This is a genomic window from Micromonospora sp. NPDC049204, assembly GCF_040647935.1.
Lineage (GTDB): Bacteria > Actinomycetota > Actinomycetes > Mycobacteriales > Micromonosporaceae > Micromonospora.
In genome coordinates, this window is the sequence record NZ_JBEZDC010000015.1 from 132231 (window position 1) to 157738 (window position 25508).

Annotated in this window: 20 protein-coding genes; 8 read left to right on the forward strand and 12 right to left on the reverse strand. The window is 72.8% G+C overall.

The window, feature by feature from the left end; all coding sequences use genetic code 11:
* Positions 1-114: 114 nt before the first annotated feature.
* Together AB0A90_RS25785 and AB0A90_RS25790 are read left to right on the forward strand one after the other, a co-directional pair.
* On the forward strand, positions 115-2712 hold the full coding sequence (locus AB0A90_RS25785) for an FtsK/SpoIIIE domain-containing protein (protein ID WP_357252889.1): 2598 nt from the start codon (positions 115-117) through the stop codon (positions 2710-2712).
* 28 nt (positions 2713-2740) lie between these two features.
* On the forward strand, positions 2741-3460 hold the full coding sequence (locus AB0A90_RS25790; RefSeq protein WP_357252892.1) for a hypothetical protein: 720 nt from the start codon (positions 2741-2743) through the stop codon (positions 3458-3460).
* A gap of 99 nt (positions 3461-3559) precedes the next feature.
* On the opposite strand, the gene folE is transcribed toward AB0A90_RS25790, so the two are convergent.
* From folE to AB0A90_RS25810, 4 genes are all read right to left on the reverse strand, one after another.
* Complete coding sequence (gene folE / locus AB0A90_RS25795; RefSeq protein ID WP_357253056.1) at positions 3560-4225, reverse strand: GTP cyclohydrolase I FolE; 666 nt, start codon at positions 4223-4225, stop codon at positions 3560-3562.
* A 35-nt stretch (positions 4226-4260) separates the two neighbouring features.
* Positions 4261-6279, reverse strand: coding sequence for an ATP-dependent zinc metalloprotease FtsH (ftsH, locus tag AB0A90_RS25800; RefSeq protein WP_357252895.1), 2019 nt, complete (start codon positions 6277-6279; stop codon positions 4261-4263).
* Between the two features lie 475 nt (positions 6280-6754).
* On the reverse strand, positions 6755-7330 hold the full coding sequence (gene hpt / locus AB0A90_RS25805) for a hypoxanthine phosphoribosyltransferase (protein ID WP_357252898.1): 576 nt from the start codon (positions 7328-7330) through the stop codon (positions 6755-6757).
* Positions 7331-7430: 100 nt separating this feature from the next.
* Positions 7431-7619, reverse strand: coding sequence for a hypothetical protein (locus AB0A90_RS25810; protein WP_357253067.1), 189 nt, complete (start codon positions 7617-7619; stop codon positions 7431-7433).
* Between the two features lie 99 nt (positions 7620-7718).
* Here AB0A90_RS25810 and AB0A90_RS25815 point away from each other — a divergent pair, with 99 nt between their 5' ends.
* Positions 7719-8681: a helix-turn-helix domain-containing protein gene (locus AB0A90_RS25815; protein WP_357252900.1), complete on the forward strand. Its 963-nt coding sequence runs from the start codon at positions 7719-7721 to the stop codon at positions 8679-8681.
* Positions 8682-8775: 94 nt separating this feature from the next.
* On the opposite strand, the gene tilS is transcribed toward AB0A90_RS25815, so the two are convergent.
* The 3 genes from tilS to dacB form a co-directional block, all read right to left on the reverse strand.
* The gene (gene tilS / locus AB0A90_RS25820) at positions 8776-9768 is read right to left on the reverse strand and encodes a tRNA lysidine(34) synthetase TilS (protein WP_357252903.1); all 993 of its coding nucleotides are present in this window, start codon (positions 9766-9768) and stop codon (positions 8776-8778) included.
* 10 nt (positions 9769-9778) lie between these two features.
* The gene (locus AB0A90_RS25825) at positions 9779-10849 is read right to left on the reverse strand and encodes a zinc-dependent metalloprotease (protein ID WP_357252906.1); all 1071 of its coding nucleotides are present in this window, start codon (positions 10847-10849) and stop codon (positions 9779-9781) included.
* A 91-nt stretch (positions 10850-10940) separates the two neighbouring features.
* Positions 10941-12419, reverse strand: a complete 1479-nt coding sequence (gene dacB / locus AB0A90_RS25830) for a D-alanyl-D-alanine carboxypeptidase/D-alanyl-D-alanine-endopeptidase (RefSeq protein ID WP_357253059.1) — start codon at positions 12417-12419, stop codon at positions 10941-10943.
* A gap of 627 nt (positions 12420-13046) precedes the next feature.
* On the opposite strand from dacB, the gene AB0A90_RS25835 reads away from it, so the two are divergent.
* Complete coding sequence (locus AB0A90_RS25835) at positions 13047-13553, forward strand: inorganic diphosphatase (protein WP_091403280.1); 507 nt, start codon at positions 13047-13049, stop codon at positions 13551-13553.
* 32 nt (positions 13554-13585) lie between these two features.
* Here the strand turns inward: AB0A90_RS25835 and eccD are convergent, their stop codons facing one another.
* Positions 13586-14989, reverse strand: coding sequence for a type VII secretion integral membrane protein EccD (gene eccD / locus AB0A90_RS25840; protein WP_357252910.1), 1404 nt, complete (start codon positions 14987-14989; stop codon positions 13586-13588).
* Between the two features lie 101 nt (positions 14990-15090).
* Here eccD and eccCa point away from each other — a divergent pair, with 101 nt between their 5' ends.
* The 4 genes from eccCa to AB0A90_RS25860 all read left to right on the forward strand — a co-directional run bounded on the left by eccCa (position 15091) and on the right by AB0A90_RS25860 (position 22070).
* Positions 15091-19071 (forward strand): type VII secretion protein EccCa, encoded by a 3981-nt coding sequence (eccCa, locus tag AB0A90_RS25845; RefSeq protein WP_357252913.1) that lies wholly within the window; start codon positions 15091-15093, stop codon positions 19069-19071.
* An 86-nt stretch (positions 19072-19157) separates the two neighbouring features.
* Positions 19158-20480 carry a type VII secretion-associated serine protease mycosin gene (gene mycP / locus AB0A90_RS25850; protein WP_357253061.1) on the forward strand — a complete coding sequence of 441 codons (1323 nt, stop codon included), beginning with the start codon at positions 19158-19160 and terminating at the stop codon, positions 20478-20480.
* Between the two features lie 56 nt (positions 20481-20536).
* Complete coding sequence (locus tag AB0A90_RS25855) at positions 20537-21328, forward strand: phosphatase PAP2 family protein (protein ID WP_357252916.1); 792 nt, start codon at positions 20537-20539, stop codon at positions 21326-21328.
* A gap of 37 nt (positions 21329-21365) precedes the next feature.
* Positions 21366-22070: a phosphatase PAP2 family protein gene (locus AB0A90_RS25860; RefSeq protein WP_357252919.1), complete on the forward strand. Its 705-nt coding sequence runs from the start codon at positions 21366-21368 to the stop codon at positions 22068-22070.
* 13 nt (positions 22071-22083) lie between these two features.
* On the opposite strand, the gene AB0A90_RS25865 is transcribed toward AB0A90_RS25860, so the two are convergent.
* The 4 genes from AB0A90_RS25865 to nth all read right to left on the reverse strand — a co-directional run bounded on the left by AB0A90_RS25865 (position 22084) and on the right by nth (position 25492).
* The gene (locus AB0A90_RS25865; RefSeq protein ID WP_357252922.1) at positions 22084-23262 is read right to left on the reverse strand and encodes a MarP family serine protease; all 1179 of its coding nucleotides are present in this window, start codon (positions 23260-23262) and stop codon (positions 22084-22086) included.
* 63 nt (positions 23263-23325) lie between these two features.
* Positions 23326-24018 carry a CoA pyrophosphatase gene (locus AB0A90_RS25870; protein WP_357252925.1) on the reverse strand — a complete coding sequence of 231 codons (693 nt, stop codon included), beginning with the start codon at positions 24016-24018 and terminating at the stop codon, positions 23326-23328.
* Entirely contained in the window at positions 24015-24707 is a 693-nt protein-coding gene (locus tag AB0A90_RS25875; RefSeq protein ID WP_357252927.1) for a TlpA disulfide reductase family protein, read from the reverse strand. Before AB0A90_RS25875 ends, AB0A90_RS25870 begins: the two co-directional genes overlap by 4 nt.
* On the reverse strand, positions 24704-25492 hold the full coding sequence (gene nth, locus AB0A90_RS25880; RefSeq protein WP_357252930.1) for an endonuclease III: 789 nt from the start codon (positions 25490-25492) through the stop codon (positions 24704-24706). Before nth ends, AB0A90_RS25875 begins: the two co-directional genes overlap by 4 nt.
* Positions 25493-25508: the final 16 nt, after the last annotated feature.

Here is a 25508-nt window from a genome sequence, read left to right on the forward strand (position 1 = left end):
CATCGGTGAGATCCACGACATCACCGGCGCAGCACCGTGGCACCTCCCGGAGGAGCAGCCTCGGCTGGGATACCGTCTCTGCTCGGGGGGGGTTGCCAACCTCGGGCAGAGGGGGTGGACGCGGTGGCCGGTCCAAAGGCACGCACGAACCGCGCCGCTGCCCTGCATCGTCGGGCAGCGGCAGTCGCCACCGCTGCCGCCGGAATCTTGGATGAGACGCGACCAGCTCCTGCCGACCAGCGCCGCCAGTACGAGCTGGCCGATCGACTCCGGGTGGCCGCCGCGCGGTTGGCCCCTGGTTGGGCGGGCGCTGCATTGGACTCGCTCACCGTGGACTTCCCGGCGGGTGACGGCCCGCCGCCGTTCGTCCGGGTCGGCACGGCGGCGCCGTTGGACGATGCGCGTTTTCCCGCGTTGGTGCCGCTGGTTGGCACCGGTCATCTGAGCGTGGACGCCGACGCTCGGGAGCCACGGGTGGCGGGGCTGCTCCGGGCCGTACTCCTGCGGTTGTTGGCGGCGACACCGGCGGGTGCGCTGTTGATTCGCGCGGTGGATGCCACGGGTTCGGCGTTGACCCCGTTCGGGGCGCTCGCTGATGCTGGCCTGCTGCCCCCGCCGGCGGTGGATCTGGCGGGGTTGCGCGCGGTGCTGACGGAGGCGGAGCAGTGGGTCACTCCGGGGGCGAGTGGGCGACGTCGGCACGATCGCACGCTGCTGCTCGTGTTCGCCGCTCTGCCGGAGTCGACGGGTCCGACGGATCTGGCGCGGATCGAGGCGCTCGCCGAGCAGGGGCCTGCCGCCGGCCTGCATCTGGTGGTGGCGGGTTGGCCTCCGGCCGGCCCGTATGCGACGCGGGCCGCGCCGCAGCACAGCACCGCGCTGCCGCACAGCACTGCGCTGCCGCACAGCACCGCACTGGCGCTGCGCAACTCGTACGCGTTGCTCGGTGATCCGCCGGGGGCGTCCTTCGCGAGTCCGGGAACGGATCCGCCGGGTGGACTGAACTCGCCGGTCTTCGTCGAGGTGGACCCACCGGTCGAGCTGGTCGACGGGGTGTGTCGACGGCTTGCGGAGCAGGTGGAGGCCGGTTCACGGTTGGGGTTGGCGGCTCTGCTGCCGCCGACGGGTGAGCGTCTCTGGGAGGCGGATTCCGCGGACGGGCTGACCACGACGGTCGGTGATGCCGGGGGCCGGTCGGTGCCGCTGGGTTTCACCGAGCTGACCCCGCACTGGCTGGTCAGTGGACGGTCCGCAGCGGGTCGCGCGGCGTTCCTGACCACCGCGTTGCTGGGATTGGCCGCCCGGTACGGTCCGGACGAGTTGGTGCTCTACCTGGTGGATCTCGCCGATGGTGAGTCGTTCGTGGAGTTTCTGCAGACCGAGCGGGACCGGTCGTGGATTCCGCAGGTGCGCGCTGCCGCGATGGCCGCCGATCGGGAGTACGTCCGGGACCTGCTCGACGAGTTGACGGCCGAGGTGCAGCGCAGGGCGGAGGCTGGGGCGCGGGCCGGCGGTCAACGTTTCGCGGAGTTGCGTCAGCACCAGCCGCTGCCCCGGATCGTCTGCGTGTTGGACAACGTGCCGTTGCTCTTCGTCGAGCGGGACCGGTTGGCCGCTGAGGTGGCCGCACAGTTGGACGGGTTGGCTCGGGCCGGTCGGGCGTACGGCGTGCACCTGGTGTTGGCCGGTGCGGGCGAGTTGGGGTTGAGTGCCCGCGCCGATGCGGGTCACCGGGATTCGGTGCTCGGGCAGTTTCCGGTGCGGGTGGCGCTGCCGGGTGGCAGTCCGGTGTTGGAGCCGACGAACGACTCGGCAGCCGGGCTGCCGGTGGGCAGCGCGGTGGTGAACACCGCAGGCGGGCTCGGCGGCCCCCGGGGCGCGATCCGGGGTCATGAACGGCTGATCCGGCACCCCGATCCGCAGGACCACCCGGCGGTGGTGGAGGGGCTTCGGCACGAGTTGTGGGAGGCCCGACCGGCCGGGTCGGTGCCGCCTGTCGTCTTCGCCGGGTACGCGCGCCCGCTGCTCGGCAACGATCCGCGGTACCGGGCGGCGTTGGCGGGGCAGTCGCACGGGCCGGCCGCCCTGCTGGGCCGTGCGGTGGACGTGGCCCGTTCGACGGTCGCCGTACCGTTGGGGCCGGCGGCGGGTCGCAACCTCGCGGTGCTCGGGTCGGGTGCCGCGGCGGGCGGGTTGCTGGCGACGGCGGCCCGGAGCACCGCGGATCATCACGCGCCGGGCACCGCCCGTTTCCTGGTGGCGGTGCCGGATCCGGGAGCTCGGGCGCTGGCGGAGGCGTTGACTGCGGAGTTGGCCACCCGGCATCCGGCCGAGCTGGTGGATTTGCCGACGCTGCTCGCGGCCCCGGCCGACGACGTGCCGACGTATCTGGTGGCCTTCGGGCTGGACCGGCCGGGCCCCCGGGAGCTGCCGGTGGAGCGGTTGCGTGCGTTGTTACGCAACGGACCGCCGACGGGGAGACACCTGTTGGGTTGGTGGCGCGCGGTGCCCCCGTTCGCCGCGCTGTTCGAGCCGGCGGGCGAGGTCGACAAGTTGGCCGCCGTGGCCGTGCTGGACGTGCCGGTCGCGCAGCTCACCGCGGTCTTTGGTCACGCGGTGGAGTGGCAGGCCCGCCCGGACCGGGCGGTGCTCTGGGACGGTCCGGACGAGCGGGGCACGGTCCTGGTGCCGTTCGCCGACGAGGCCGGGTGATCCGGTGGCGCGGGCAGGGGATGTCGAGATGAGTCCGAAGGCCACGGCGACCGGGCCGGGGCGCCAGCGGGTCGCGGCGTCGACCGGGGACTCCGTCCCGGCGGCGGTCGAGCCCAGCACGGCGTGGGCGGAATACCTGGCCGCGGCCCGCCAGCTGGACGGGGTACGCCGCAGCGCGGCTGCCGCCGCCGGTGAGCAGGCCCGGTCGGCGGAGACCGCCCGGGAGGAGCTGACGGTGGTCCGTACCGGCCTGGCGAGTCAGCAGGAACGGCTGCGCGAGTTGGGCGTACCAGCGATTTCCCTGGTGCCGTCACCGCCGGAGGTGAGCGAGGCGTCCCGGTCGATGGCGGGCGGTCCGGCGGCCGTACTGGCCGCGCTGCGGGCCGCGCGGGGCCGGGCCGAGGCGGCGGACGCCGTCCTGGCGGCGCGGCCCCGGTTCCGGCCGGGGTCCTGGCCGGCGCGGGTGCGCAACCTTCTGGTGTACGGGCCGCTGGCGCTGGTGGTGCCGCTGATCCAGGTCGCGGTGTACGCGGCGACGGGGGTGGGACCGGCCAGTGTGGCCGCGCTGATCTGTGGGCTGCCGATGCCGGCGGTCGCGTTCGTCGCCGGCTGGGTGGGCATTGGGCGGTTGTTCCGGGTGAGCCCCGCCGAGCGACTGGACCGGACGGTGCGTCTCGGCGCGCTGGTGTGTCTGGTGCCGGCGGTGCTGGTGACGGCCGGTCTGCTGCTGGTCCTGCTCGCCGGCTGACCTGCCCGGCTGGTCGGCGCCGGGCAGGAGAGCGGACGGACGGGAAGGCGACGGCCGGCCGTCCCCCGCAGGGGTCGGCCGGCCGGCTGCGTCGGACCGTCAGCGGGGGATGATCAGCGACATTGCCTCGGCTCGCGACTTGGAGTCCGACTGCAGGACGCCGCGCACCGCCGACGTGATGGTCTTGGCACCGGATTTCTGGATGCCGCGCATCGCCATGCACATGTGCTCGCACTCCAGCACGACGACGACGCCGCGGGGGGCGAGTTTGCTCATCAAGAGGTCGGCGACCTGCGAGGTGAGCCGCTCCTGCACCTGGGGCCGGCGGGCGAAGACCTCGACGAGTCGGGCCAGCTTGGACAGGCCGGTGATCCGCCCGTCCGGCCCGGGGATGTAGCCGATGTGCGCACTGCCGCGGAACGGCAGCAGGTGATGTTCGCACAGGCTCATCACGTCGATGTCCCGGACGATCACCAGCTCTTCGTGGTTGGCCTCGAAGGTGGTGCTGAGCACCTGCGCCGGGTCGACCCGCAGGCCGGCGAAGAGTTCGGCGTACGCGCGGGCGACCCGGGCCGGGGTCTGTTGGAGCCCGTCGCGGTCGGGGTCCTCCCCGACGGCGATCAGGATCTCGCGGACGGCCTTCTCGATCCGGCCCAGGTCGACGGCGTCCTCGACCGGGCGACCGGTCAGCCTGCCGCTGATCAGCCGCGCGGCGACGTAGTCGAGGTCGTCGTCGCCGTCGGGTTCGGTCGCGGAGACGGCCAGCTCCCGGTGCGGGGAGCTGGCCGTCGGGTCGTTACTCAGTGCGTGCCGTCCGAGTTGTTGGACGGCGCACCGCCACCGACGGACGCCTGCGCGCCGTCAGCCTCGGCCTGCGCCTTGAGCTTGTCCTTCTCCGTCGGGGTGAGCACGGGCGGCTCGGTGGACGGCTGGCGCTTGCCGAAGCCGTTGTACGGCGCCAGCGGCGGGCGCTTGACCACCCGGGAGCAGATCCGCGCCATGTCGGCCGTGGAGAGGGTCTCCTTCTCCATCAGCTCGAGCACGATGTTGTCCAGGACGTCCCGGTATTCCACCAGGATCTCCCAGGCCTCGTCGTGCGCCAGCTCGACAAGTGCCCGCATCTCGCCGTCGATCTCGGCGGCGACCGAGTCGGAGTAGTCCCGCTCGTGGCCCATGTTGCGGCCGAGGAACGGCTCGTCTCCGCTGGTGCCGTACTTGATCGCACCGAGCTTAGAGCTCATGCCGTACTGGGTGATCATCGCGCGGGCCAGTTGGGTGGCCTTCTCGATGTCGTTGCCGGCGCCGGTGGTGGGCTCGTGGAAGACCAGCTCCTCGGCGGCCCGGCCGCCCAGCGCGTACGCCAGGGTGTCGATCATTTCGGCGCGGGTCTGGGTGTACTTGTCCTCGGTGGGGAGTACCAGGGTGTGGCCCAGCGAGCGGCCACGCGACAGGATCGTCACCTTGTGCACCGGCGCGGCGTGCGGCAGCGCCCAGGCGACAAGCGCGTGCCCACCCTCGTGGTACGCGGTGATCTTCTTTTCCTGGTCGCTCATCACCCGGGTCCGACGCTGCGGACCCGCGACCACCCGGTCGATCGACTCTTCGAGCGAGTCGTTGCTGATCGCCCTCTGGTCCTTGCGGGCGGTGAGCAGCGCGGACTCGTTGATCACGTTGGCCAGGTCGGCGCCGCTGAAGCCCGGGGTGCGCCGTGCCACCGCGTCGAGGTCGACGTCGGGCGTGAACGGCTTGCCCTTGGCGTGCACCCGCAGGACGGCCTTGCGGCCCTCCATGTCGGGGGCGTCCACCGGGATCTGCCGGTCGAACCGGCCCGGGCGCAGCAGCGCCGGGTCGAGGATGTCCGGCCGGTTGGTGGCGGCGATCAGGATGACCCCGCCCTTGGTGTCGAAGCCGTCCATCTCGACGAGCAGCTGGTTGAGCGTCTGCTCACGCTCGTCGTGACCACCGCCCATGCCGGCGCCGCGGTGGCGGCCGACGGCGTCGATCTCGTCGACGAAGACGATCGCCGGGGCGTTGGTCTTGGCCTGCTCGAAGAGGTCGCGGACCCGGCTGGCGCCGACACCGACGAACATCTCCACGAAGTCGGAGCCGGAGATGGAGTAGAACGGCACCCCGGCCTCGCCGGCGACGGCGCGGGCCAGCAGCGTCTTGCCCGTTCCGGGCGGGCCGAAGAGCAGCACACCCTTGGGGATCTTGGCACCCAGGGCCTGGTACTTCGCCGGGTTCTGGAGAAAGTCCTTGATCTCGTGCAGCTCCTCGACGGCCTCGTCGGCACCCGCGACGTCCGCGAAGGTCGTCTTCGGAGTGTCCTTGGTGATCATCTTCGCCTTGGACTTGCCGAAGTTGAGCACCCGGGAGCCGCCACCCTGCATCTGCGACATGAAGAACAGCAGCAGCAGGACGAGCAACGCGATCGGCAGGAGGTTGACCAGCAGGCTCACCCAGATGCTGTCCGAGGAGACCTTGGCGTCGGCCGGGCCGGTGACCCGGTTGGCCGCCTTGGCGTCCAGCACCTCGTTCCAGACCTCGTCACCGACCTGGTACGGGAACTGAGCCTCGATCTTGTTGGTCTCGGTCTTGCCGAACTTGGTCTTCTGGGCCAGGTCCAGTTGGAGCGTCTGCTCCTTGTCCTGGAAGATCACCTTGTTGATCTTGGCGGTGTGGAGCTGATCGAGCGCAACGGAAGTGTCCACGCGGTGGTAGCTGGGACCAGCGGTGAACAGTTGACTGAGCACAACTGCGCCGAGGATGACCAGGATGATCCAGACCACCGGTCGGCGGAAGAAACGCGTACGTTCCATACTGTTGTCGAGCGCCGGAGCGCCCGCATCCTCCTGATCGACGTCCTGACCATCTGATTGGTGTCGCCGCGGTTAAGCGGCGGTCGGAGCTGCCATGCGGGGCGGCCTCGACCCCGAGGCGCGAAAACTGCCGCGCCGCGGTCATTCGACGGTACACCGTGTACGCGAGGAGCGAGCTCGCGAGCCCCGCACTGGGCGCACCTTTGATATCGATGGCACGCGCCGTGGGCAGGCCCACCAGCCCTGCGACCCGCGTACGGCGGGTCCGGGTGGAAACCGGCGTGGCGGGGAGTCCGGCCCGGCCACCCGACGGCCCGATCACGCGGCCGAGGGGGTCGGGCGCGGAGAAACCTCCGGGCCACCGGGTCCACGGTAGCCGCAAGAGCTGAGAGCGCGCTGAACGTCGGCTCGATGAATGCCGATACGAGTCGACCTCACGCCACTCCGGGTCACCCCGGCGGGCTCGCGGCCGGCGTCAGGAGCGGGCGTAGACCTCGGGCTTGAGCACCCCGACGTACGGCAGCTCCCGGTAGCGCTCACCGAAGTCCAGGCCGTAGCCGACCACGAACTCGGTGGGGATGTCGAAGCCGACGTACTTGACCGGGACCGGCACCTTGACCGCGTCCGGCTTCCGGAACAGCGCGACGACCTCCACGCTGGCCGCCGAACGGGACTCCAGGTAGCGCAGCAGCCAGGAGAGGGTGAGCCCGGAGTCGACGATGTCCTCGACGACCACCACGTGCCGACCGGCGATGTCCCGGTCCAGGTCCTTGAGGATGCGGACCACCCCGGACGAGGTGGTGCCCTGGCCGTAGGAGGAGATGGCCATGAAGTCGAGTTCGGCCGGGGGGCCGTTGCGGCCGAGTGCCCGCGCGAAGTCCGCCATGAACATCACCGCACCCTTGAGCACGCACACGAGCAGCAGCCCGTCGTTCACGTGGGAGTAGTCGGCGGAGACCTGCTTGGCCAGCTCCGCCGTCTTCTCGCGAATCTGCGCCTCGGAGATGATCACGTGGTCGATGTCGGCGTCGTACCAGGAGCCGTCAGCCATGACTCCTAGCCTGCCGTACGTCGGATGGCCTCCGTCGGCGGGGCCGCACCTTTTGGCGCGGTCCCGCCCGGGATTTTCTGGGCAAAAGATGCTAAAGGCATCAGTTGGTACGTGACCGCCAGCGGCGGCCGTCGTCGCTGGGCTTCCAGTCCGCCGAATCGTGGCTGTCGACGGTCAGGCCGGCCGCCGAGGCGGCGACGAGCAGGACGAGGAAAAGAAGGAAGAGCAGGAACTCCATGGCGGCGCTCGCTTTCGCATGATTGCTGTCGGTTTCGCCGCCGGTGCGCACCGGACTGAGACCAGTCTGCGACCTGTCGCGCCGACCGGACAGTGGCAGGAATGCCATTGGTCATCGATTTACTGCCACCTCTCGGGTTACCCTCGTCACATGCTCCGGTCCATCGCCGTGCTCGCCCTCGACCAGGTCGCCCCCTTCGAGCTCGGCGTGCTCGCCGAGGTGTTCGGCACCGACCGCACCGCCGACGGTTTTCCCGGCTACCGATTCCAGGTGTGCAGCCCCGACGGCGCTCCGGTGCGTACGTCGTCCGGCTTCCACCTCACCCCGCACGCCGACCTCGGCCCGGTCGAGGAGGCCGACCTGGTGGCCGTTCCCGCGCACAGCCAGGGCACCACCGTTCCCGGCTCGGTGCTCGACGCGCTACGACGGGCCGACGCCCGCGGCGCGTACCTGTTCAGCGTCTGCTCGGGCGCCTTCCTGCTCGGCGAGGCCGGCCTGCTCGACGACCGGGAATGCACGACCCACTGGCGGTACGTGGACGAGCTGCAACGCCGGCACCCACGCGCCCGGGTGCGCTGCAACTCGCTCTACGTCCAGGACGGCCGGCTGCTCACCAGCGCCGGCACGGCGGCCGGCATCGACGCCTGCCTGCACCTGATCCGCCAGGAGCACGGCTCGGCCACCGCGACCCGACTGGCGCGACGGATGGTGGTCCCGCCGCACCGCGACGGCGGCCAGTCCCAGTACGTCGAGGCGCCCATCCCGAAGGCACCCGAGGCACCCACCCTGGAACCGGTGCTGGAGTGGCTGATGGGTCACCTGGACCGGACGACCACTGTCGAGGAGTTGGCCGCCCGCGCCGGGATGGCACCACGCACGTTCGCCCGCCGGTTCCGCGCCGAGACCGGCACCACCCCGCACGACTGGCTCACCAACCAACGGGTGCTGCTCGCCCGGCGGCTGCTCGAAGAGACCCCGTTGAGCGTGGAGGCCGTCGCCGACCAGTCCGGCTTCGGCGACGCCGCAGCGCTGCGCCACCACTTCACCCGCCGGGTCGGCGCCACCCCACACAGCTACCGGACCACCTTCCGGGACCGGGCACACAGCGGCTGACATCGCCACCCAGCAAAGGCGCACCCGTTCGGCAACGCAACGCCTACAACGCTGACCGGCGTCGATCGACGGCGCGGCGAGATGGACGTCGGCGTCAGCTGGGGGTGACCGGCGCCAGCCGATCGGCGCGGCGGAGCACCCGGACACCCCCGGGCAGATCGGTGGGACCCTGACCATGCCAAGCGGTGACCAGCGCGTCCAGGGCGTTGACGTGCCGGTGCGACAGCGCTCCCGGCAGGGCGCCCACCTCACGCGCCCAGGAGTGCAGCACCCGGCCACGCACCGCGGGGGCCAGACCGGCCAGCGCGGGCACGGAGAGGCCTCCCTCGGGGTGCCGTGCCCCGGCCAGCGCCGTCGCCGCCACCTCGTCGAGCGCGGCGTTGTCAGCCGCCACCAGACCGGCGGTACGCGCGAGGTTGTCCACCACGCCGGGTCCGAGCGCCCGCACCAGCGCCGGCAGCAGGTCGGCCCGCACCCGGGAGCGGGCGTACGACGGGTCGGTGTTGTGCGGGTCCTGCCACGGGCTCAGCCCGAGCACGGCACAGGCGGCGCGGGTCTGCGCCCGACCGATCTCCAGCAGCGGACGCAGCAGCGGCACCCCGTTCAGGTCTCGCCGGGCGGGCATTCCGGCCAACCCCCGGGGACCGGCGCCCCGGGCGAGCGCCAGCAGCACCGTCTCCGCCTGGTCGTCGCGGGTGTGCCCGGTGAGTACCGCGACCGCGTTCTGCTGCCGGGCCACCTCGGTCAGAGCCTGGTAACGAGCCTCCCGGGCGGCCGCCTCCGGCCCGCCTGGACGCCCCGCCACCTCCACCCGCACGGCGGTCGCCGACGCGTACCCGAACCCACCGGCCCAGGCGGCCACCGCCTCGGCACGCTCCGCGGAGCCGTCCTGCAATCCGTGGTCGACCGAGACCAGCACGGCGGCGCGACCGAGTCGAGGCGCCACGAACGCGGTGGCCGCCGCGAGGGCGAGCGAGTCGGCTCCGCCGGAGCAGGCGACAAGCACCGGCCCACCGGACGGCAGACCGGTCAGGGCGCGCCGGACCGCCACCCGGATCGCGGCCACCGGCGGGGCGAGCGCGGCCACCGCTGGGTGGTCAGCCAGCTGCCCGAATGGTGCCGGCCGGGCCGTGCACCCGGGCCACCCAGGCATCCGGGTCACCCAACTCGGACAGCCGGGGCAGCGTGAGCGGCGAGTTGAAGATCGAGTTGAAGCCGTCCATGCCGACCCGCTCCACCACGCCGTGCACGAACTTGCGCCCCTCGGCGTACTGGCGCATCTTGACGTCCACCCCGAGCAGCCGGCGGATGGCCTTCTCCAGCGGGTTGCCCGCCTCCCGACGTCGGTTGAACGACGCCCGGATCCGCTCCACGCTCGGGATCACCTGCGGACCGACGCCGTCCATCACGAACTCGGCGTGCCCCTCCAGCAGGGTCATCAACGCGGTGAGCCGGTCCAGTACGGCCCGCTGCGCCGGGGTCTGCACGATGTCCAGCACGCTGGTGCGGCTCTCCGGGTCACGGACCGCCTCGGACAGCGTGGCCACCCCGCGCCGCAGGCGCTCGACGACATGCTCACTGCCGCTGGACGAGGCGTCGACGAACGCCTGCACCTCGCCCAGGAAATAGGCCCGCATCCACGGAACGGCGGTGAACTGGGTCCGGTGGGTGACCTCGTGCAGGCACACCCAGAGCCGGAAGTCCCGCGGGTCCGCACCGAGCTTGCGCTCCACCTCGACGATGTTCGGTGCGACAAGCAGCAGTTGGCCCGGGTCGGCCGAGAAGACCTCGTACTGCCCGAGCACCCGACCGGAGAGGTACGCCAGCACGGTGCCGGCCTGCACCCCGGTCAGCCGAGAGCCGACCGCCTCGGTCAACGCACCCGGCTGCTTGTCGCCGGACAGCCGGCTCACCAGCGGAGTGATCACCTCGCGAAGGCCGGCGATGTTCGTCGCCGCCCAGTCGCGCCGGTCGACCACCCGAACCGGCGGATGCGCCACCTGCGCCCGCAGCCCCGTGTAGTCGGCCACGTGTCCGGCCGCCTCATCGGTCAGCCGGCGCAGGTCGCCGACCACGTCGGTGGCCTCGGAGTACGACACCCGGGGGCCCGACTTGCTCAACGCCCCCGCGGTGGCGGCGGCCAGATCCCAGTCCACGAACTGCGCCATGGACCCACCGTACCCGCGCCGCGACACCCCGGCCCGCGCTCGCGATCCCGATCGACGGCGATGGCGTCCCCGGTAGGGGTCGGAGTGACGGTCAGCGGCAGCCGCAGCCGGCCAGCGCTGCGGTGATCCGATCCAGCGCCGGTTGGGCGGTTTCCTTTCCGCCCGGCACCCGATCCGTGAGCACCGCGAAGGTGAGTAGCCGACCATCGGCGGTGGTGACCAGACCCGCAATGGAGTGCACGGCGGTCAGTGTGCCGGTCTTCGCCCGGACGCTGCCCGCCCCGGCGGCGGTGCCGGCGGCGGTGCGGTAGCGCTCGTCCAGGGTCCCCGACCAGCCGCCCACCGGCAGACCGCCGAAGACGCCCGCCAACTCCGGATGATCCGGGCTGGCGGCCAGTCGGATCAGATCGGTCAGCAACGACGGGCTGATCCGGTTGTTGCGGGACAGTCCGCTGCCGTCGGACAGGGTGATCTCGTCGGCGGGCAGGCCCAACTCGGCCACCTCCGCGTCCATCGCGGCGGCGCCACCGTCGAACGAGGCCGGCTGGTTGCGGGCCATCGCGACCTGACGGGCCAACGCCTCGGCCACCAGGTTGTCACTCTCGCTGATCATGATGTCGACCAGCCGGATCATCGGCGGAGACTGCACCACACCCAGCTCGCTGCCCGGCGCCGGGGTGCCACCGGCCGCGGCGGGCGCCGGTGCCGTGCCCCGCTTCACGGCGTCGCCCGGCACACCGAGCAGGCGGGCGAACGCCTTTCCGGCGGCCAGGTCCGGCTCGGCGAACCGCGCCGCGGCCCCGTGCGGGACGCTCGGATCCCGGCGTGCGCCGTCGGTCATCAACGCCGTCACCGCGCCACCGGACCCACCGGTGGGGATGTCGTCGTCCCAGCCTGGGCCGTAGACCGGGCCGGAGTAGACCGAACCGTCGACGGTGACACTGGTCGGGGTGGTGCCGCCGAGCGCCGTACGCACCTGGGCGGCCAACTCGTCGAGCCGCGCCGCGCCCGGGTAGTAGCCCTTCTTGTCGATCGCGAGGGTGGGATCGCCACCACCGATGATCACCACCTCGCCGGCCTTCGTGCCGGCCACGGCGCGAGTGGGGATCCGGTAGCCGGGTCCCCGGGCTGCCAGTGCCGTGACCGCGGTCGCCAGTTTGGTCACCGAGGCGGGCACGGTGCCGTCGTCCGCCCCCTTGTCGAACAGCGTCTGGCCGGAGATGACATCGGCCACCGAGACGTTCACCCGATCGCCCAGGGCGGCGACCCCGACAAGTGGGTCGAGCGCGGCACGAACCCCGTCCGCGGTGGGTACCGGAGCGTTCGGGTCCGGGCCGGACAGCACGTCCGCCGGGTCCGGCTCCGGGGTCGCGCCCACGGCGTTCGGCGCGGACCCGGCGTCGTCGCCCAGCCATCCAGCGACCGGGCCGGGTCGGACGACGACGACGCCGACACCGGCGAGCACCAGCAGCAGCACGACGGCCAGCACCACCGGCAGCCGCCGCCGACGAGCGGGGGCGACCGGTGCGGGGGCCGGCGCGGCGCCGGCGGGCGACGGCAACGCGGAGATCGGCGGACCCAGCGGTGGGGCGCCACCGGGGGTGGCGGTCGGGCCGGGCCACGCACCGGGCGGGGCCGGACTGACCGGGACGGACGCGCTCCCGCGCGACGGACCACCCGAGGTCGGGCCCGGCGGAGCCGGACTGACCGGGACGGACGCGCTGCCGCGCGGCGGGCCACCCGAGGTCGGGCCAGGCGGAGCGGAACTGACCGGCACCGACGCGCTCCCGCGCGGCGGGCCACTCGTCGGCCGGTCACCGCCGGCTACCGGAAAGCGGCCGTTGTTCGGGATGGGCGGGGTCGAGCCGGGGGGGCGCCAGGGCATTGGTGGGGGCGTCCCGGTTGCCGGCGTGCCTGGCTCGGAAGCCCGGGGCAGGTGGGCCTCCGGCACCGGGACCCGGCCCGTGGCGCCGCCGGAGCCGGATCGTCCGGTACCGTGCGCGGAGCCCCCGTCCGGGCGGTAGTGTGAATCTTCCCTCCCCACGACCCCCTCCTCCCCCAGCGAAAATCGGCTTGGGTGACACTACTTCGGTCCGAAGACTATGCGGCGGCCGGAGTCGGCGGGTGGGCATTCACCTGTCCGGAGGGGCCGCCAGTGGTTCCGTTAGCCAGCGTGGGCAGACGAGGGAGCGTGCAGATGGATTTCGACGTGACGGTTGAGATCCCCAAAGGTCACCGGAACAAGTACGAGGTGGACCACAAGACCGGCCGGATCCGGTTGGACCGCACTCTCTTCACCTCCACCCAGTACCCGGCCGACTACGGGTTCATCGAGGGCACTCTGGGCGAGGACGGCGACCCGCTGGACGCGCTGGTGCTGGTCCCCGAGCCGACCTTCCCGGGTTGTCTGATCCGCTGCCGCACCATCGGCATGTTCCGGATGACCGACGAGAAGGGCGGGGACGACAAGGTCCTCTGCGTGCCCTACGAGGATCCTCGCCAGGAGCACCTGCGCGACATCCACCACCTCGGCGAGTTCGACCGGCTGGAGATCCAGCACTTCTTCGAGGTGTACAAGGACCTGGAGCCCGGCAAGTCGGTGGAGGGCGCGACCTGGGTCGGCCGCACCGAGGCCGAGGCCGAGATCCACGCCTCGTACCAGCGGGCCAGGGACGCCGAGGCGCGCGGCGAATCCATGCACTGACGTACCACCGACGCACCGGGCCCGGGGGCCGCTCAACCGAGCAGCCCCCGGGCCCGGTCGTACAGGTCGAGCACCGCGCAGGCGATCGGCACCACGGCGACCGCCAGGGCCGTGTCGGTGAGGTCCGCGATCCTTCCGAGGTACGGCGAGACCGGCCGGCGGGCGTATCCGGTGCCGCTGGCGGCGGCCACCAGGGCCAACGCCGCACCGCCCAGGACCAGCGCCAACCGCCCGACGTCGTCGGCCCGGCCAACGAGCACCACGCCCAGCACGGTGTAGCCGGCCAGCCCGGCCAGCACCGTGGGGACCCGGTGCCGCAACGCCACGAACAGCCGCGACCGCAGCAGCAGCACGGCCGAGGTGACCGCCAGCAGCACCCAGCCGGCCGTCGTGCCGGCAACCCCGAGTACGACCGCGGCGGCCACCGCCAGCAGGGCGTGCCCGATCAACATCCCGGTGAGCACCTCCTCGGTGCGGGTCACCGCCGCGTTCACCCGGCTCCGGTCCGGCAGATCCCGGGATCGCTCCGGCCCTTCGGTGGGGGTCGAGGTCGGCAGGGTGATCGGCGGCAGGGGGAGCTTGCCCAGCCGGATGGCCAGCAGCGGAATGACGCCGACGGCGAAGACCAGGGCGCTGAGCAGCACCGCCGCCGCGCCGGCCGGGCTGAGCAGCAGCCCACCGAGCGCCGACCCGGCACCGATCAGGCCGACCGTCACACCGGCCACGAAGACCCGTAGCCGGCTGGCCACTCCGAGCAGGCCGATCAGCGCCACCAGCGACAGCGCCACCGAGCCGGCCAGCAGCTCGGGCGCGCCCACCCAGCGGACCGGCCCGACCGGCCCGACCGGGTCGCCGGAGCCGACCGCGAGGGCGCCGGCCGTGAACGCGTACGGCAGCGCGTAGCCGCCGAGTGTCGCCCCGGCGGTGCCGTCGCCGTTGGCGCGGGAGGCGACCGCACCGGCCACGGTGAGCAGCAGCGCCACCACGGCGGCGGCCAGCCAGCCGGCCCGGTACGTCGGGCCGCCGACGAGCAGGGCGAGCAGCCCGACGGTGAGCGGGACGGCCGCACCGGCGAGACCGGCGGCCCGGGTGGCGGTGGGCGACCAGGCGCCGCCACGGCGGCGGGCACCGTCGGCGATCGCCTCGACCACGTCGTCGTACTCCAGCTCGGGCCAGTGCGCCCGGGCCGGCACGAGGTGCAGCACCTCACCGTCGCGGACCCCCTGGGGCAGCAGTGCCTGTGCGGTCGTCAGCAGCGCGCCGTCGGTGCGGCGCAGAACCCAGCCGCCGTGCTGTTCGCCGTCGTCGGCCAGCCCGACGCCGGCGTGCCGGAGCACGTCGGGCAGCAGCTCGGCGAGAGGCACCTGCTCCGGCAGGGCGACGTCCACCCGTCGTTGCGGCGCGCTGATGGTGACGCGGGCCAGACCGGTAGTCATCGACTGGTCTCCATCTCGGGAGGGATCGGAGGCTGTGCGGACGACAGGACTTTACCTACCATGAGTCCGGCTCGGGTTACCCAGCGCAGTCAGGAGGCCGAGTGTCGACAGTCGTCATCAAGCGCCCACCACGTCGACCGGCGCCGGAGATCCCCGCCGGCGAACTGCCGGTCGAGGCACCGCCGGAGATCCCCGTGGTGACCGGTGGACGGTGGCAGCAGATGCTCATGCTGCTGCCCATGCTCGGGGGTACGGTCGCGATGGCGATGATGTTCGGCCGGGGCGGCGGCGCCTACTCGTACGTGGTGGGTGGGATGTTCGGGCTCTCCTCGCTGGCGATGCTGGTGACCTCCTGGGGCAGCGCCTCCGGCACACCGAAGAAGTCCGAGATGATGGCCGCCCGCCGGGAGTACCTGCGCCACCTGGCCACGCTGCGGCGGCGGGTGCGACGCACCGCGGGACAGCAGCGGGCCGGGCTCTACTACCGGCACCCGGACCCGGGCGGGCTCTGGTCGACGGTGGACAGTCACCGGGTCTGGGAACGACGTCCCGCCGACCCGGACTTCGCGGTGGTCCGGGTCGCCGTCGGGCCGCAGACCCTGGCCACCCCGCTCGTCCCACCCGTCACCCGGCCGCTGGAGGAGCTGGAGCCGATGACCGCCGGCGCGTTGCGCCGCTTTCTGGACGCGTACTCCGTGGTGCCGGACCTGCCGGTGGCCCTGTCGTTGCGCAGCTTCGCCCGGGTGCACGTGCGTCCCGCCAACCGGAGCGGGGGCGGCACCCCGACCACCGGCGGGCCACCCACCGGCGACCCGGCGGCGCAGGCGCTGGTCCGGGCGGTGCTGACCCAGCTCGCGGTCTTCCACGCCCCCGACGAGCTGCTCGTCGCCGTCTGCGCCGGACCGGAACGCCGCGCCTGCTGGGAGTGGGTGAAATGGCTCCCGCACGCCCACCATCCGAGCCGCACCGACGCGCTCGGCCCGGTACGGCTGGTCACCAGCTCCGCCGCCGAGTTGGAACGGCTGCTCGCCGACGTGCTGGCCAGCCGGTCGCGGTTCAGCCCGGCCGGACCCGCCACCGACGGCCCGCACGTGGTGGTGGTGCTCGACGGCGGCGACCTGACCGGCGCCAGTGACCTGACCGGTGACGGCGGCATCGATGCCCTCACCGTGCTGGACCTGGACACCCCGCCGCCCCGGCTGCTCGACAGGTACGCGCTGCTGCTGGAGTTGCACGACCGACGGCTGCACTCGTGGTCGTCCGACGGGCACGCCGAGGTGGGCACCGCCGATCAGTTGGACCTCGCCGACGCCGAGGCGGTCGCCCGACGGTTGGCGCCGCTGCGGCTCGCCGGCGCGGCCCGCGGACCGGACGCCCCGCTCCAGGCGGACCTGGGCCTTCCCGAACTACTCGGGCTCGGTGACCCGGAAAGCTTCACCGCTGAGCAGGGCTGGCTGCCGCGCTCGGCACGGGACCGGCTGCGGGTGCCGATCGGGGTGGGCGCGGATGGCGGCGCGATCGAGCTTGACCTCAAGGAGTCCGCCCAGGACGGGATGGGACCGCACGGCCTGCTCATCGGGGCGACCGGCTCCGGTAAGTCCGAGCTGCTCCGCACGCTGGTGTTGGGGCTCGCCGCCACGCACAGCTCCGAGCAGCTCAACTTCGTGCTCGTCGACTTCAAGGGTGGCGCCACCTTCGCCTCGTTCGACAGGTTGCCGCACACCGCGGCGGTGATCACGAACCTGGCCGACGCGTTGCCCCTGGTCGACCGGATGGTCGACGCGATCAACGGGGAGTTGGTCCGCCGGCAGGAACTGCTGCGCCGCGCCGGCAACTTCGCCAGCGTGCGCGACTACGAGCGGTCACGGGCGGCCGGCAGCCCACTGGCCCCGCTGCCGTCGCTGCTGCTGATCTGCGACGAGTTCTCCGAGCTGCTCTCCGCCAAGCCCGACTTCATCGACCTGTTCGTGCAGATCGGCCGGCTGGGCCGGTCGCTCGGCGTGCACCTGCTGCTCGCCAGCCAGCGGCTGGAGGAGGGGCGGCTCCGTGGGCTGGACACCCACCTGTCGTACCGGATCGGGTTGCGAACCTTCTCCGCGTTGGAGTCGCGCACGGTGCTCGGGGTGCCGGACGCGCACGAACTGCCCCGCTCGCCGGGGCACGGCTACCTGCGCGCCGGCACCGACCCGCTGGCCCGGTTCAAGGCCGCGTACGTCTCCGGTGCCGTCCGCCGGCGGACCGCGCCGACCGGCGTCGCGGCCGAGGGGGGTGCCCGGCTGCTCACCTTCACCACCCACGTGGTGCCGGTGCCCGAGCCGGCGACCCCGGTCGTGCCCGCCGCCCCGGAGGAGGAGGACCGGGAGACACTGCTCGACCTGCTGGTGGACCGGCTCGTCGGGCAGGGGCCACCCGCGCACCAGGTCTGGCTCCCGCCGCTCGGTCCGCCACCGGCCCTGGACGAGCTGCTCGGCCCGGTCGAGGTGGACCCGGAGCGCGGGCTCAGCGTGGGCAACCCGGAGCTGCACGGCTCGCTGGGAGTGCCACTGGCCGTCGTGGACAAGCCGTTGGAGCAGAGCCGGGACCTGCTCTGGCTGACGCTGGACGGGGCCGCCGGGCACGTCGCGCTGGTCGGTGCGCCACAGAGCGGCAAGTCCACCGCGCTGCGTACGCTGATCTGCGCGTTGGCGCTCACCCACACCCCGGTCGAGGTGCAGGTCTACTGCCTGGACTTCGGTGGCGGCGGGCTGGCCGCGCTGCGCGAACTTCCGCACGTGGGTGGGGTAACCGGTCGGGCCGACCCGACCGCCGTCCGACGCACCGTCGGCGAGATGAGCACCGTGCTGGCCGATCGGGAACGCCGCTTCGCGGAGTTGGGCGTGGAGTCGATGGCCGCGTACCGGCAGCGGCGGGCCGCAGCTCCAACGACCAGCCAGCTCGGGGCCGATCCGTTCGGCGACGTGTTCCTGGTGATCGACGGTTGGAGCACGGTCCGGGGCGAGTACGACGATCTGGAACCGCTGATCACCGACCTGGCCACCCGGGGACTGTCGTACGGGCTGCACGTGGTCGCCACGGCGCTGCGCTGGCTGGACTTCCGGCCGGCGATCCGGGACCTGTTCGGCTCCCGGCTGGAACTGCGCCTTGGTGATCCGTCCGACTCGCTGGTGGCCCGGCGTGCCGCCGCCAACGTGCCGGAGCGCTCCGGTCGGGGGGTGACCGCGGAGGGCCTGCACTTCCTCACCGCGCTGCCCCAGCTCGCCGATCACGGAGAGACCGCCGATCTGGTCAAACGGGTCGCCGGCAGTTGGGGTGGCCCGTCGGCGCCCCGGGTGCGGCTGCTCCCGCCGGTGCTGCCGTACGCCGAAATGGACCTGACCGCGACGACCGGGCTGCGGTTGCCGATCGGGATCGCGGAGGCGGACCTGCGGCCGGTGTGGCTCGACTTCGCCACCGAGCCTCACTTCGTGGTCTTCGGGGACTCGGAGTGCGGCAAGTCGTCGTTCCTGCGCGCGTTGGCCTCGTCGATCACCACCCGGTTCACCCCCGAGCAGGCCCGGGTGATCCTGGTCGACTACCGGCGCAGTCTGCTCGGCGCCATCGAGACGCCGCACCTGATCGGGTACGGCACCGCCGCGGCGCACACCGCCGAGCTTGTCGAGTCGGCCGCCGGTTACCTGGAGCGGCGTGCCCCCGGGCCGGAGGTCACCCCGCCACAACTGCGGGATCGATCCTGGTGGTCCGGGCCGGAGCTGTTCGTGCTCGTCGACGACTACGACCTGGTGGCGGCCGGGCCGGCCAACCCGCTGCGGGCGCTGGAGGAGCACCTGCCGCACGCCCGTGACGTCGGGCTGCACCTGGTGCTGGCCCGCCGGTCCGGTGGCGCGGGCCGGGCCCAGTACGAGCCGATCGTGCAACGGCTGCGGGAGCTGTCCACCGCCGGCCTGGTGATGGCGGGCAGCCCGGAGGAGGGTGCGCTCGTCGGACCGGTGCGGCCGGGGCCGCTGCCGCCGGGGCGTGGTCGGTTGGTCACCCGGCGGGAGGGCGTACGCCTCGTTCAGCTCGCACAACTGCCGCCACAATGACCCGACTCGCCGGTTCTTCCCGTGACGGGTGGGGAAACCGGTAATCTCCGATCGTCATGGTTCCGTCGGGATGAATGGCTGGGGATGTGACAGGGGTGCGGCACAGCGGTCCGTCGGCCGCCCGACGGGCGACCGTCCGGGCGCTGCTCGGTGCGGCCGCGGCGCTCGCCGTCGTCGCGCCGACCGCGGCGGCCGTACCCGTGACCGCGCCCAGCCACGGCGGCCAGTTGGCCGGCGGGCCGACGGTGTTCGCCCCCGGCGACACGATCGCTCGCACCGATCAGGTCCGCGACGAGCAGTGGCAGCTCGACGAGTTGCAGGCCGAGACGGCCTGGCGCAGCTCGACCGGCCGGGGCGTGACCGTCGCGGTGGTCGACTCCGGGGTGGACGGCAGCCATCCGGACCTGGTCGGCCAGGTGCTGCCCGGTCAGGATCTGGTCGGCTCCGGCGGCGGCGCGGGACCGGATCCGGTGGGGCACGGCACGACAGTCGCCGGCCTGATCGCCGGCCGCAAGGACGACAAGCGGGGCGTGGTCGGCCTCGCGCCGGACGCGCGGATCCTGCCGGTCCGGGTGCTCGACGAGGACAACCGCTACGACGACGCGCTGATCGTGGCCCAGGGGGTCCGCTGGGCGGTCGATCACGGCGCCCGCGTGATCAACCTGTCGCTGGGCGGCAGCGGCGACAGCCCCGCCCTGGCGGCGGCCTTGGACTACGCGTTCGTCCGGGACGTGGTCGTGGTCGCCTGCACCGGCAACCTGGCCACCTCCAGCAGCACCAAGGTGTGGTATCCGGCGCGTGAGCCGGGGGTGATCGCGGTCGCCGGCCTGGAGCGCAACAGCGAGGACCTGTGGTCCGGGTCGATCACCGGCCGGGCGACGGTGCTCAGCGCTCCCGCCACCGGGCTGGTCGGCGCCAAACCCCCGAGCGGGTACTGGCGGGTGCAGGGCACCAGCTTCGCCGCGCCACTGGTGGCGGCCACCGCCGCGCTGGTCCGGTCCCGCTATCCCCAGATGTCCGCGGGTGAGGTGGTCAACCGCTTGCTGACCACCGCCCGGGACCTCGGGCCGACCGGCCGGGACGACCGCTTCGGGTACGGGATGGTCGACCCGGTGGCCGCGTTGAGCGCCGACGTGCCATCGGTGACCGCGAACCCGCTCGATGATCAGACGTCGCCGGGGGTGACCGGCTTCGGTCCGGCTCCCGGCTCCGCTGACGACTCGGTGGCCGGCGCCGGCAGCAATCCGCTCGGTCTCGCCGCTCCTCGTCAGCAGAGCCGGTGGACGGCCCGGGCCGCTGGTGGCGAGGACACGTCGGCACCGGAGCAACTGTGGACCGGGTTCATGCTTCTCGTCGCCCTGACCGGCGGCGCCACCCTGCTGGTGCGCCGGCTCCGCCAGCGGTCCTGATGATCGAGGCCCACCGGCAGGCCTGACCGGCCGAATGGTGGGGTAGAACGGTTCGCATGAGCGCGCCCGGCCCACGTACCCTCGGCACCGCCCGGCACCCGTCCTGGCGGCGCCGCCGACTCGACCCGGACCATTCGCTCGGGCTGCGGCTCACCCTGGCCGCGACGGCGGCGTTCCTGGTGCTCGTGCCTTTCGCGCTGCTCGCGCTGCTGGTGCTCGGCGCCTGGGCACCGCTGCATTGGCTGGACACGGCGGTCACCGAGGCGCTGCACGGTTACGCCGTCGACCACCCGGCCTGGGTCGTGCTGATGCACACCTGGACCGAGGTGTTCGCGCCGATGCCGCTGCGGGCAGCCGCCCTGCTCGTGGTGATCTGGCTGCTGCGCCGGGGAGCCCGCCGACTGGCCCTCTGGGCGACCACCACCATGGTGGTGGGTGGGCTGTTCGGCCCGTTGCTGAAGCTGCTCGTCGGCCGGGACCGACCGGAGCTGCTCGACCCGGTGGCGCGGGCCGCCGGCTATTCGTTCCCGTCCGGTCACGCGTTGAACGCCACCCTGACCGCCGGGGTGCTGCTGCTGGTGTTTCTGCCGTACGTCGGCCGGGGAGTGGCACGGGTCGCGCTCTGGGTCGGCGCGCTGCTGCTCACCGTGGTGACCGGGTTGAGCCGGGTGGCGCTCGGTGTGCACTTCACCAGCGACGTGCTCGGCGGTTGGCTGCTCGGCGTGGCGGTGGTCGCGGCGACCACCGCCGCGTTCACCAGTTGGCGGGCGCACACCGGCCTGCGACCGGTCCGGCCGGCCCGCGACGGCGTCGCTCCCGAGATCGAGCGGCACCCCGGCGCGACCTGAGGCGTGCCGACGACGCCGAACGGGTACTTGCCGGCTCATGCCCGACACCGTGGTCCAGATCGTCCGGCGGGTGCTGCTGCCGGTGTCCCTCCTGTTCGGCGTCATGGTGCTGCTCGGAGTGCTGGTCACCCGGGTGCTCGCCCGGACCTGGCCGTTCACCGTCGAGGACGCGGTGAATCGGGAGTTCGCCGGTGACCGCACCGGCGGTTGGAACAACGTCTCGCTGGTGTTCAGCACACTGGCCAGCACCCAGATGATCGTCGTGGTCACCGTACTGGTGGCGCTGGCGCTGCGGCTCTGGCTGAACCGCTGGCGGGAGCCCCTGTTCCTGTGCGCGGCGGTCACCGCCCAGGCGCTGGTGTTCCTGCTGACCACGATGGTGATCGACAGGCAGCGGCCGGCGGTGGAGCACATGGACGTCTCGCCGCCCACGTCGAGCTTCCCGTCCGGGCACACCTCGGCGGCGGTGGCGCTCTACGTCGGCATCGCCGTGCTGATGGCGCTGCGGGTCCGCAGCACCGGGGCGAAGGTCGCCTGGTGGACGCTGCTGCTGATGGTGCCGCTGGGCGTGGCGTTGACCCGGATGTATCGGGGGATGCACCACCCGAGCGACGTGGTGGCGTCCTTCCTCAACGGCGGCACCTGCGTCGCGATCATGGCCCGTGCCGTGCTGGACCGCGGGCTGCGGTGGGGTCGGGCGAAGCTGCCGACCGCGCGACGAGCCGCGTCGGCCCCCAGCTGACCCCGCACGGCGGTCAGGTGCACTCGCCGGTGCCGACCTGCCGGTTACGTTCGGCACCGGCCAGCGCGACCGGGCGGGCCTCGGCCGCGGTCACCGCGAAGCCGGTGTTCGAGTCGTCGACCGCCGCCGCGAAGATCACGCCGAGCACCAGGCCGTTGGAGGAGAGCAGCGGACCTCCCGAGTTGCCGCTGCGGACCAGCGCCCGGATCGTGTAGATCTCCCGGGTGACGTCACCGTCGGAGTAGATGTCCGGTCCCTTGATCCGGTCGACGTCGCGGATCCGCGCCGACTGCGCGTTGTAGGGGCCGTCGAGCGGGAAGCCGAGCACGATGGCGTCGGCGCCGCTGCCCGCGTTACCGGCGGCGAACCGCAGGGACGGACCGGGCAGTCCGGGTACGAGTAGCACGGCCAGGTCCCGGTCCGGGTCGTAGACCACCACCTTGCCGTCGTACCGCTCGCCGCCCAGCTCCACGGCGACCGTACGGGTCCCGGCGACGACGTGCGCGTTGGTCATCACCCGGTCGTCGGCGTAGACGAAGCCGGAACCCTCGATGCGGCGTGAACAGCTGGGTGCGGAGCCGAGCACCTTGACGACCGACCGCTGCCCGTTGACCACCACCTGTGAGCCGGCCAGTGCCGGGTCGGGCGGCTCGACCTGGCGGGCGCGCGTGGGCGCGAGGTCACCGAAGACGTCCGGGAACCCGTCGGTGTCGAGAGTGTCCTGCAACGCCGTGGTCAGATCGTGGGCCTGGTTGGGCAGGACCCGGTTCACCACCGTGATCAGCGCGCTGTTGCGCACCGCGGCGGCGATCCAGGGCACCGCGGACGAGCCGAACGGCACGGCGATCAGCCAGGCGAACAGGAGCACCGCGAGCAGTGAGACGACGGCTCCGCCGATGTCGTCGGCCCGCCTGCCCACCTCACTGGTGATCGTCTTACGCAGGCGTGAGCCGAGCCAACCGGCGAGCGCCTGACCGATCACTGCCAGCCCGAAGATCGCCACCAGCGAGATCAGCACCCGGGCGACGGGATCCACGAACTGCCTGGCGAACAGCGGCCCGAGCTGGAGGCCCAGCAGCAGGCCCAGGAAGAACCCGGCGAGCGACAGGATGCCGATGGCGAAGCCCTGACGGTATCCGCTGATCGCGAACAGGAGCATGAGCAGGAGCAGCAGCAGATCCACGACGGACACGGGTCAAGCGTACGGGCAGTGTGCCCACCGGATGACCATCGCTTGCGGAAAGTGAAGGCGCGGTCAGCGCAGGGCACTCTCGTCGGCGTCGTCGGTGCCCGCCGACGGGGCTGGGGCCGCACCACTCGGCGGCAGCTCCACCACCCGCTCACGCGGCCACGGCCGAGCCCAGCCGCCCATCTCCAAGAGGGTGGCCAGCACCCCGGCGGTGAAGCCCCAGACGAGCATCCCCCGTGCGGAGAACGCCGGGCCGATCCAGCCGCTCGGGTGGCGGACCCGCAGCCGGTTGGCCGGGTCGACCAGCTCGCTCACCGGCAGACGGGCCACGTGCGCCACCTCGGCCGGCTCCCGGGGGTGCACCGGGTGCGGGTCGTGCCACCAGGCCAGCACCGGGGTGACCACGAAGTCGCTGACCGGGATCCACAGTTTCGGCAGCTCGGCCAGTACGGTCACGCTGGTCGGGTCGAGGCCGACCTCCTCGTTCGCCTCGCGCAGGGCGGTGGCCCGGACGTCGGCGTCCTCCGGGTCGGCCGCGCCCCCGGGAAAGGCCGGCTGGCCGGCGTGGGTACGCAGGGTGGCGGCGCGTTGCAGGACCAGCACGTCGGGGCCGACGCCGGGCTGCTCGCCGAGCAGCACCAGCACGGCGCTCTCCCGACCACCCTCGGCCGGAGTGGTCAGCCGGGTGAAGTCCTCGGCGCGGGCGGTGCCGAGCCGGGTCAGCAACGGCTCGATCCACTCGGGCGGTCGACGGGTCACGCGGGCACCGTCAGGCCGAGGTGCTTACGGACCAGTGCGGCGAGTTGGGCGTCGTCGAGCGCGCCGCTGGCTTCGATGTGCCGGACCTGACCGTCGGCGCCGACCAGAATGGTCATGGGGAAGAAGCTGCGCTCCAGCTTGCGTTGCAGCGCCTCACCCTGGTCGACCAGGATCGGGAACCGGATGCCGAAGTCCTCACCGATGGCCTGGGCGCCGCTGCGGCTGTCCCGACTGTTGACCCCGACCACCTGGAGCTGACCGGCGGCCCGCTCGCTGAGGCGTTGGAAGGCGGGCAGCTCCTTGCGGCACGGCGGGCACCAGGAGGCCCACACGTTGATCACCACCGGCCCGGCCACGTCCCGAAGGGCGACGGGCGCGCCGCCGGTGAAGCAGGACAGCGTCAGCTCCGGCAGCGCCCGACCGCCAGCGGCGGGGGCCGTCGCGCCGGCGCCGGTTGCGGAGACCGTCGCGTCGGGCGTGGCGGCGGGCGACGCGGGGGCAGTCGCGCCGGGTGTGGCGGAGCCGGGCGAGGCAGCCGCGGGTCGGGCGGTCAGCGTGGAACAGTCCCGGAACGGTGATGGTCGCTCGGCGGCGGCCCGGCGGGGGGCCGGATCGTCGGCGGCGCCGCTGGTGCAGCCGGCGAGGGTCAGCAGCAGCGGCAGGATCACCAGGGCGAGGCGGCGGTTCACGGCACCTCCGCGGCGACCGCCTGGGCGGGCACCAACTCCGGGTCGACGCCGGCGGCCACCGCCAGGTCCCGCGCCCGAGGCCCCTTGAGCAGCTTCGCGGCGGCGGCGGGCTCGGTCGGGCCGGTGCCGTACGAGGGGCAGAGCTTCGCGAGCGTGCACGCGCCACAGGCCGGTTTGCGGGCATGGCAGACCCGCCGCCCGTGGAAGATGATCCGGTGCGACAGCATGGTCCAGTCGCGCTTCGGGTACAACGCGCCGATCGCATGCTCGATCTTGACCGGGTCGGTTTCGCTGGTCAGCCGCCACCTGTGGACCAGCCGCTGGAAGTGCGTGTCGACGGTGATGCCGGGAACGTCGAAGGCGTTGCCGAGGATCACGTTCGCGGTCTTACGGCCGATCCCGGGCAGCGTCACCAGATCGGCGAGCCGGCCGGGGACACTGCCGTCGTACCGGTCGAGGAGGGCCTGGCCCAGCTTGATCAGCGAGTCGGTCTTGTTGCGGTAGAAGCCGGTGGGCCGGATCAGCTCCTCCATCTCGCCACGGTCGGCACCGGCGTACGCGGCGGCGCTCGGATAGCGGGCGAAGAGCTTCGGGGTGACCTCGTTGACCTTCTTGTCCGTGCACTGCGCGGAGAGGATCGTGGCGACGGACAGCTCCAGGGCGCTGGAGTGGTCCAGCTCGCAGTGCGCGTCGGGATGCGTCTCGGTCAGCACCCGGCCGATCTTGCGGGCGCGGCGGGTGCGCCCGAGGTCGGTCTCGCTGGCACCGGGGGGACTACTGGTCACGACGGTCAGCCTACGT

Coding starts and splice junctions, on each gene's coding strand:
- AB0A90_RS25790 (WP_357252892.1), top strand. CDS start 2,741: ATGAGTCCGAAGGCCACGGCGACCGGGCCGGGGCGCCAGCGGGTCGCG.
- ftsH (WP_357252895.1), bottom strand. CDS start 6,279: ATGGAACGTACGCGTTTCTTCCGCCGACCGGTGGTCTGGATCATCCTG.
- hpt (WP_357252898.1), bottom strand. CDS start 7,330: ATGGCTGACGGCTCCTGGTACGACGCCGACATCGACCACGTGATCATC.
- AB0A90_RS25815 (WP_357252900.1), top strand. CDS start 7,719: ATGCTCCGGTCCATCGCCGTGCTCGCCCTCGACCAGGTCGCCCCCTTC.
- AB0A90_RS25825 (WP_357252906.1), bottom strand. CDS start 10,849: ATGGCGCAGTTCGTGGACTGGGATCTGGCCGCCGCCACCGCGGGGGCG.
- AB0A90_RS25835 (WP_091403280.1), top strand. CDS start 13,047: ATGGATTTCGACGTGACGGTTGAGATCCCCAAAGGTCACCGGAACAAG.
- eccD (WP_357252910.1), bottom strand. CDS start 14,989: ATGACTACCGGTCTGGCCCGCGTCACCATCAGCGCGCCGCAACGACGG.
- AB0A90_RS25855 (WP_357252916.1), top strand. CDS start 20,537: ATGAGCGCGCCCGGCCCACGTACCCTCGGCACCGCCCGGCACCCGTCC.
- AB0A90_RS25860 (WP_357252919.1), top strand. CDS start 21,366: ATGCCCGACACCGTGGTCCAGATCGTCCGGCGGGTGCTGCTGCCGGTG.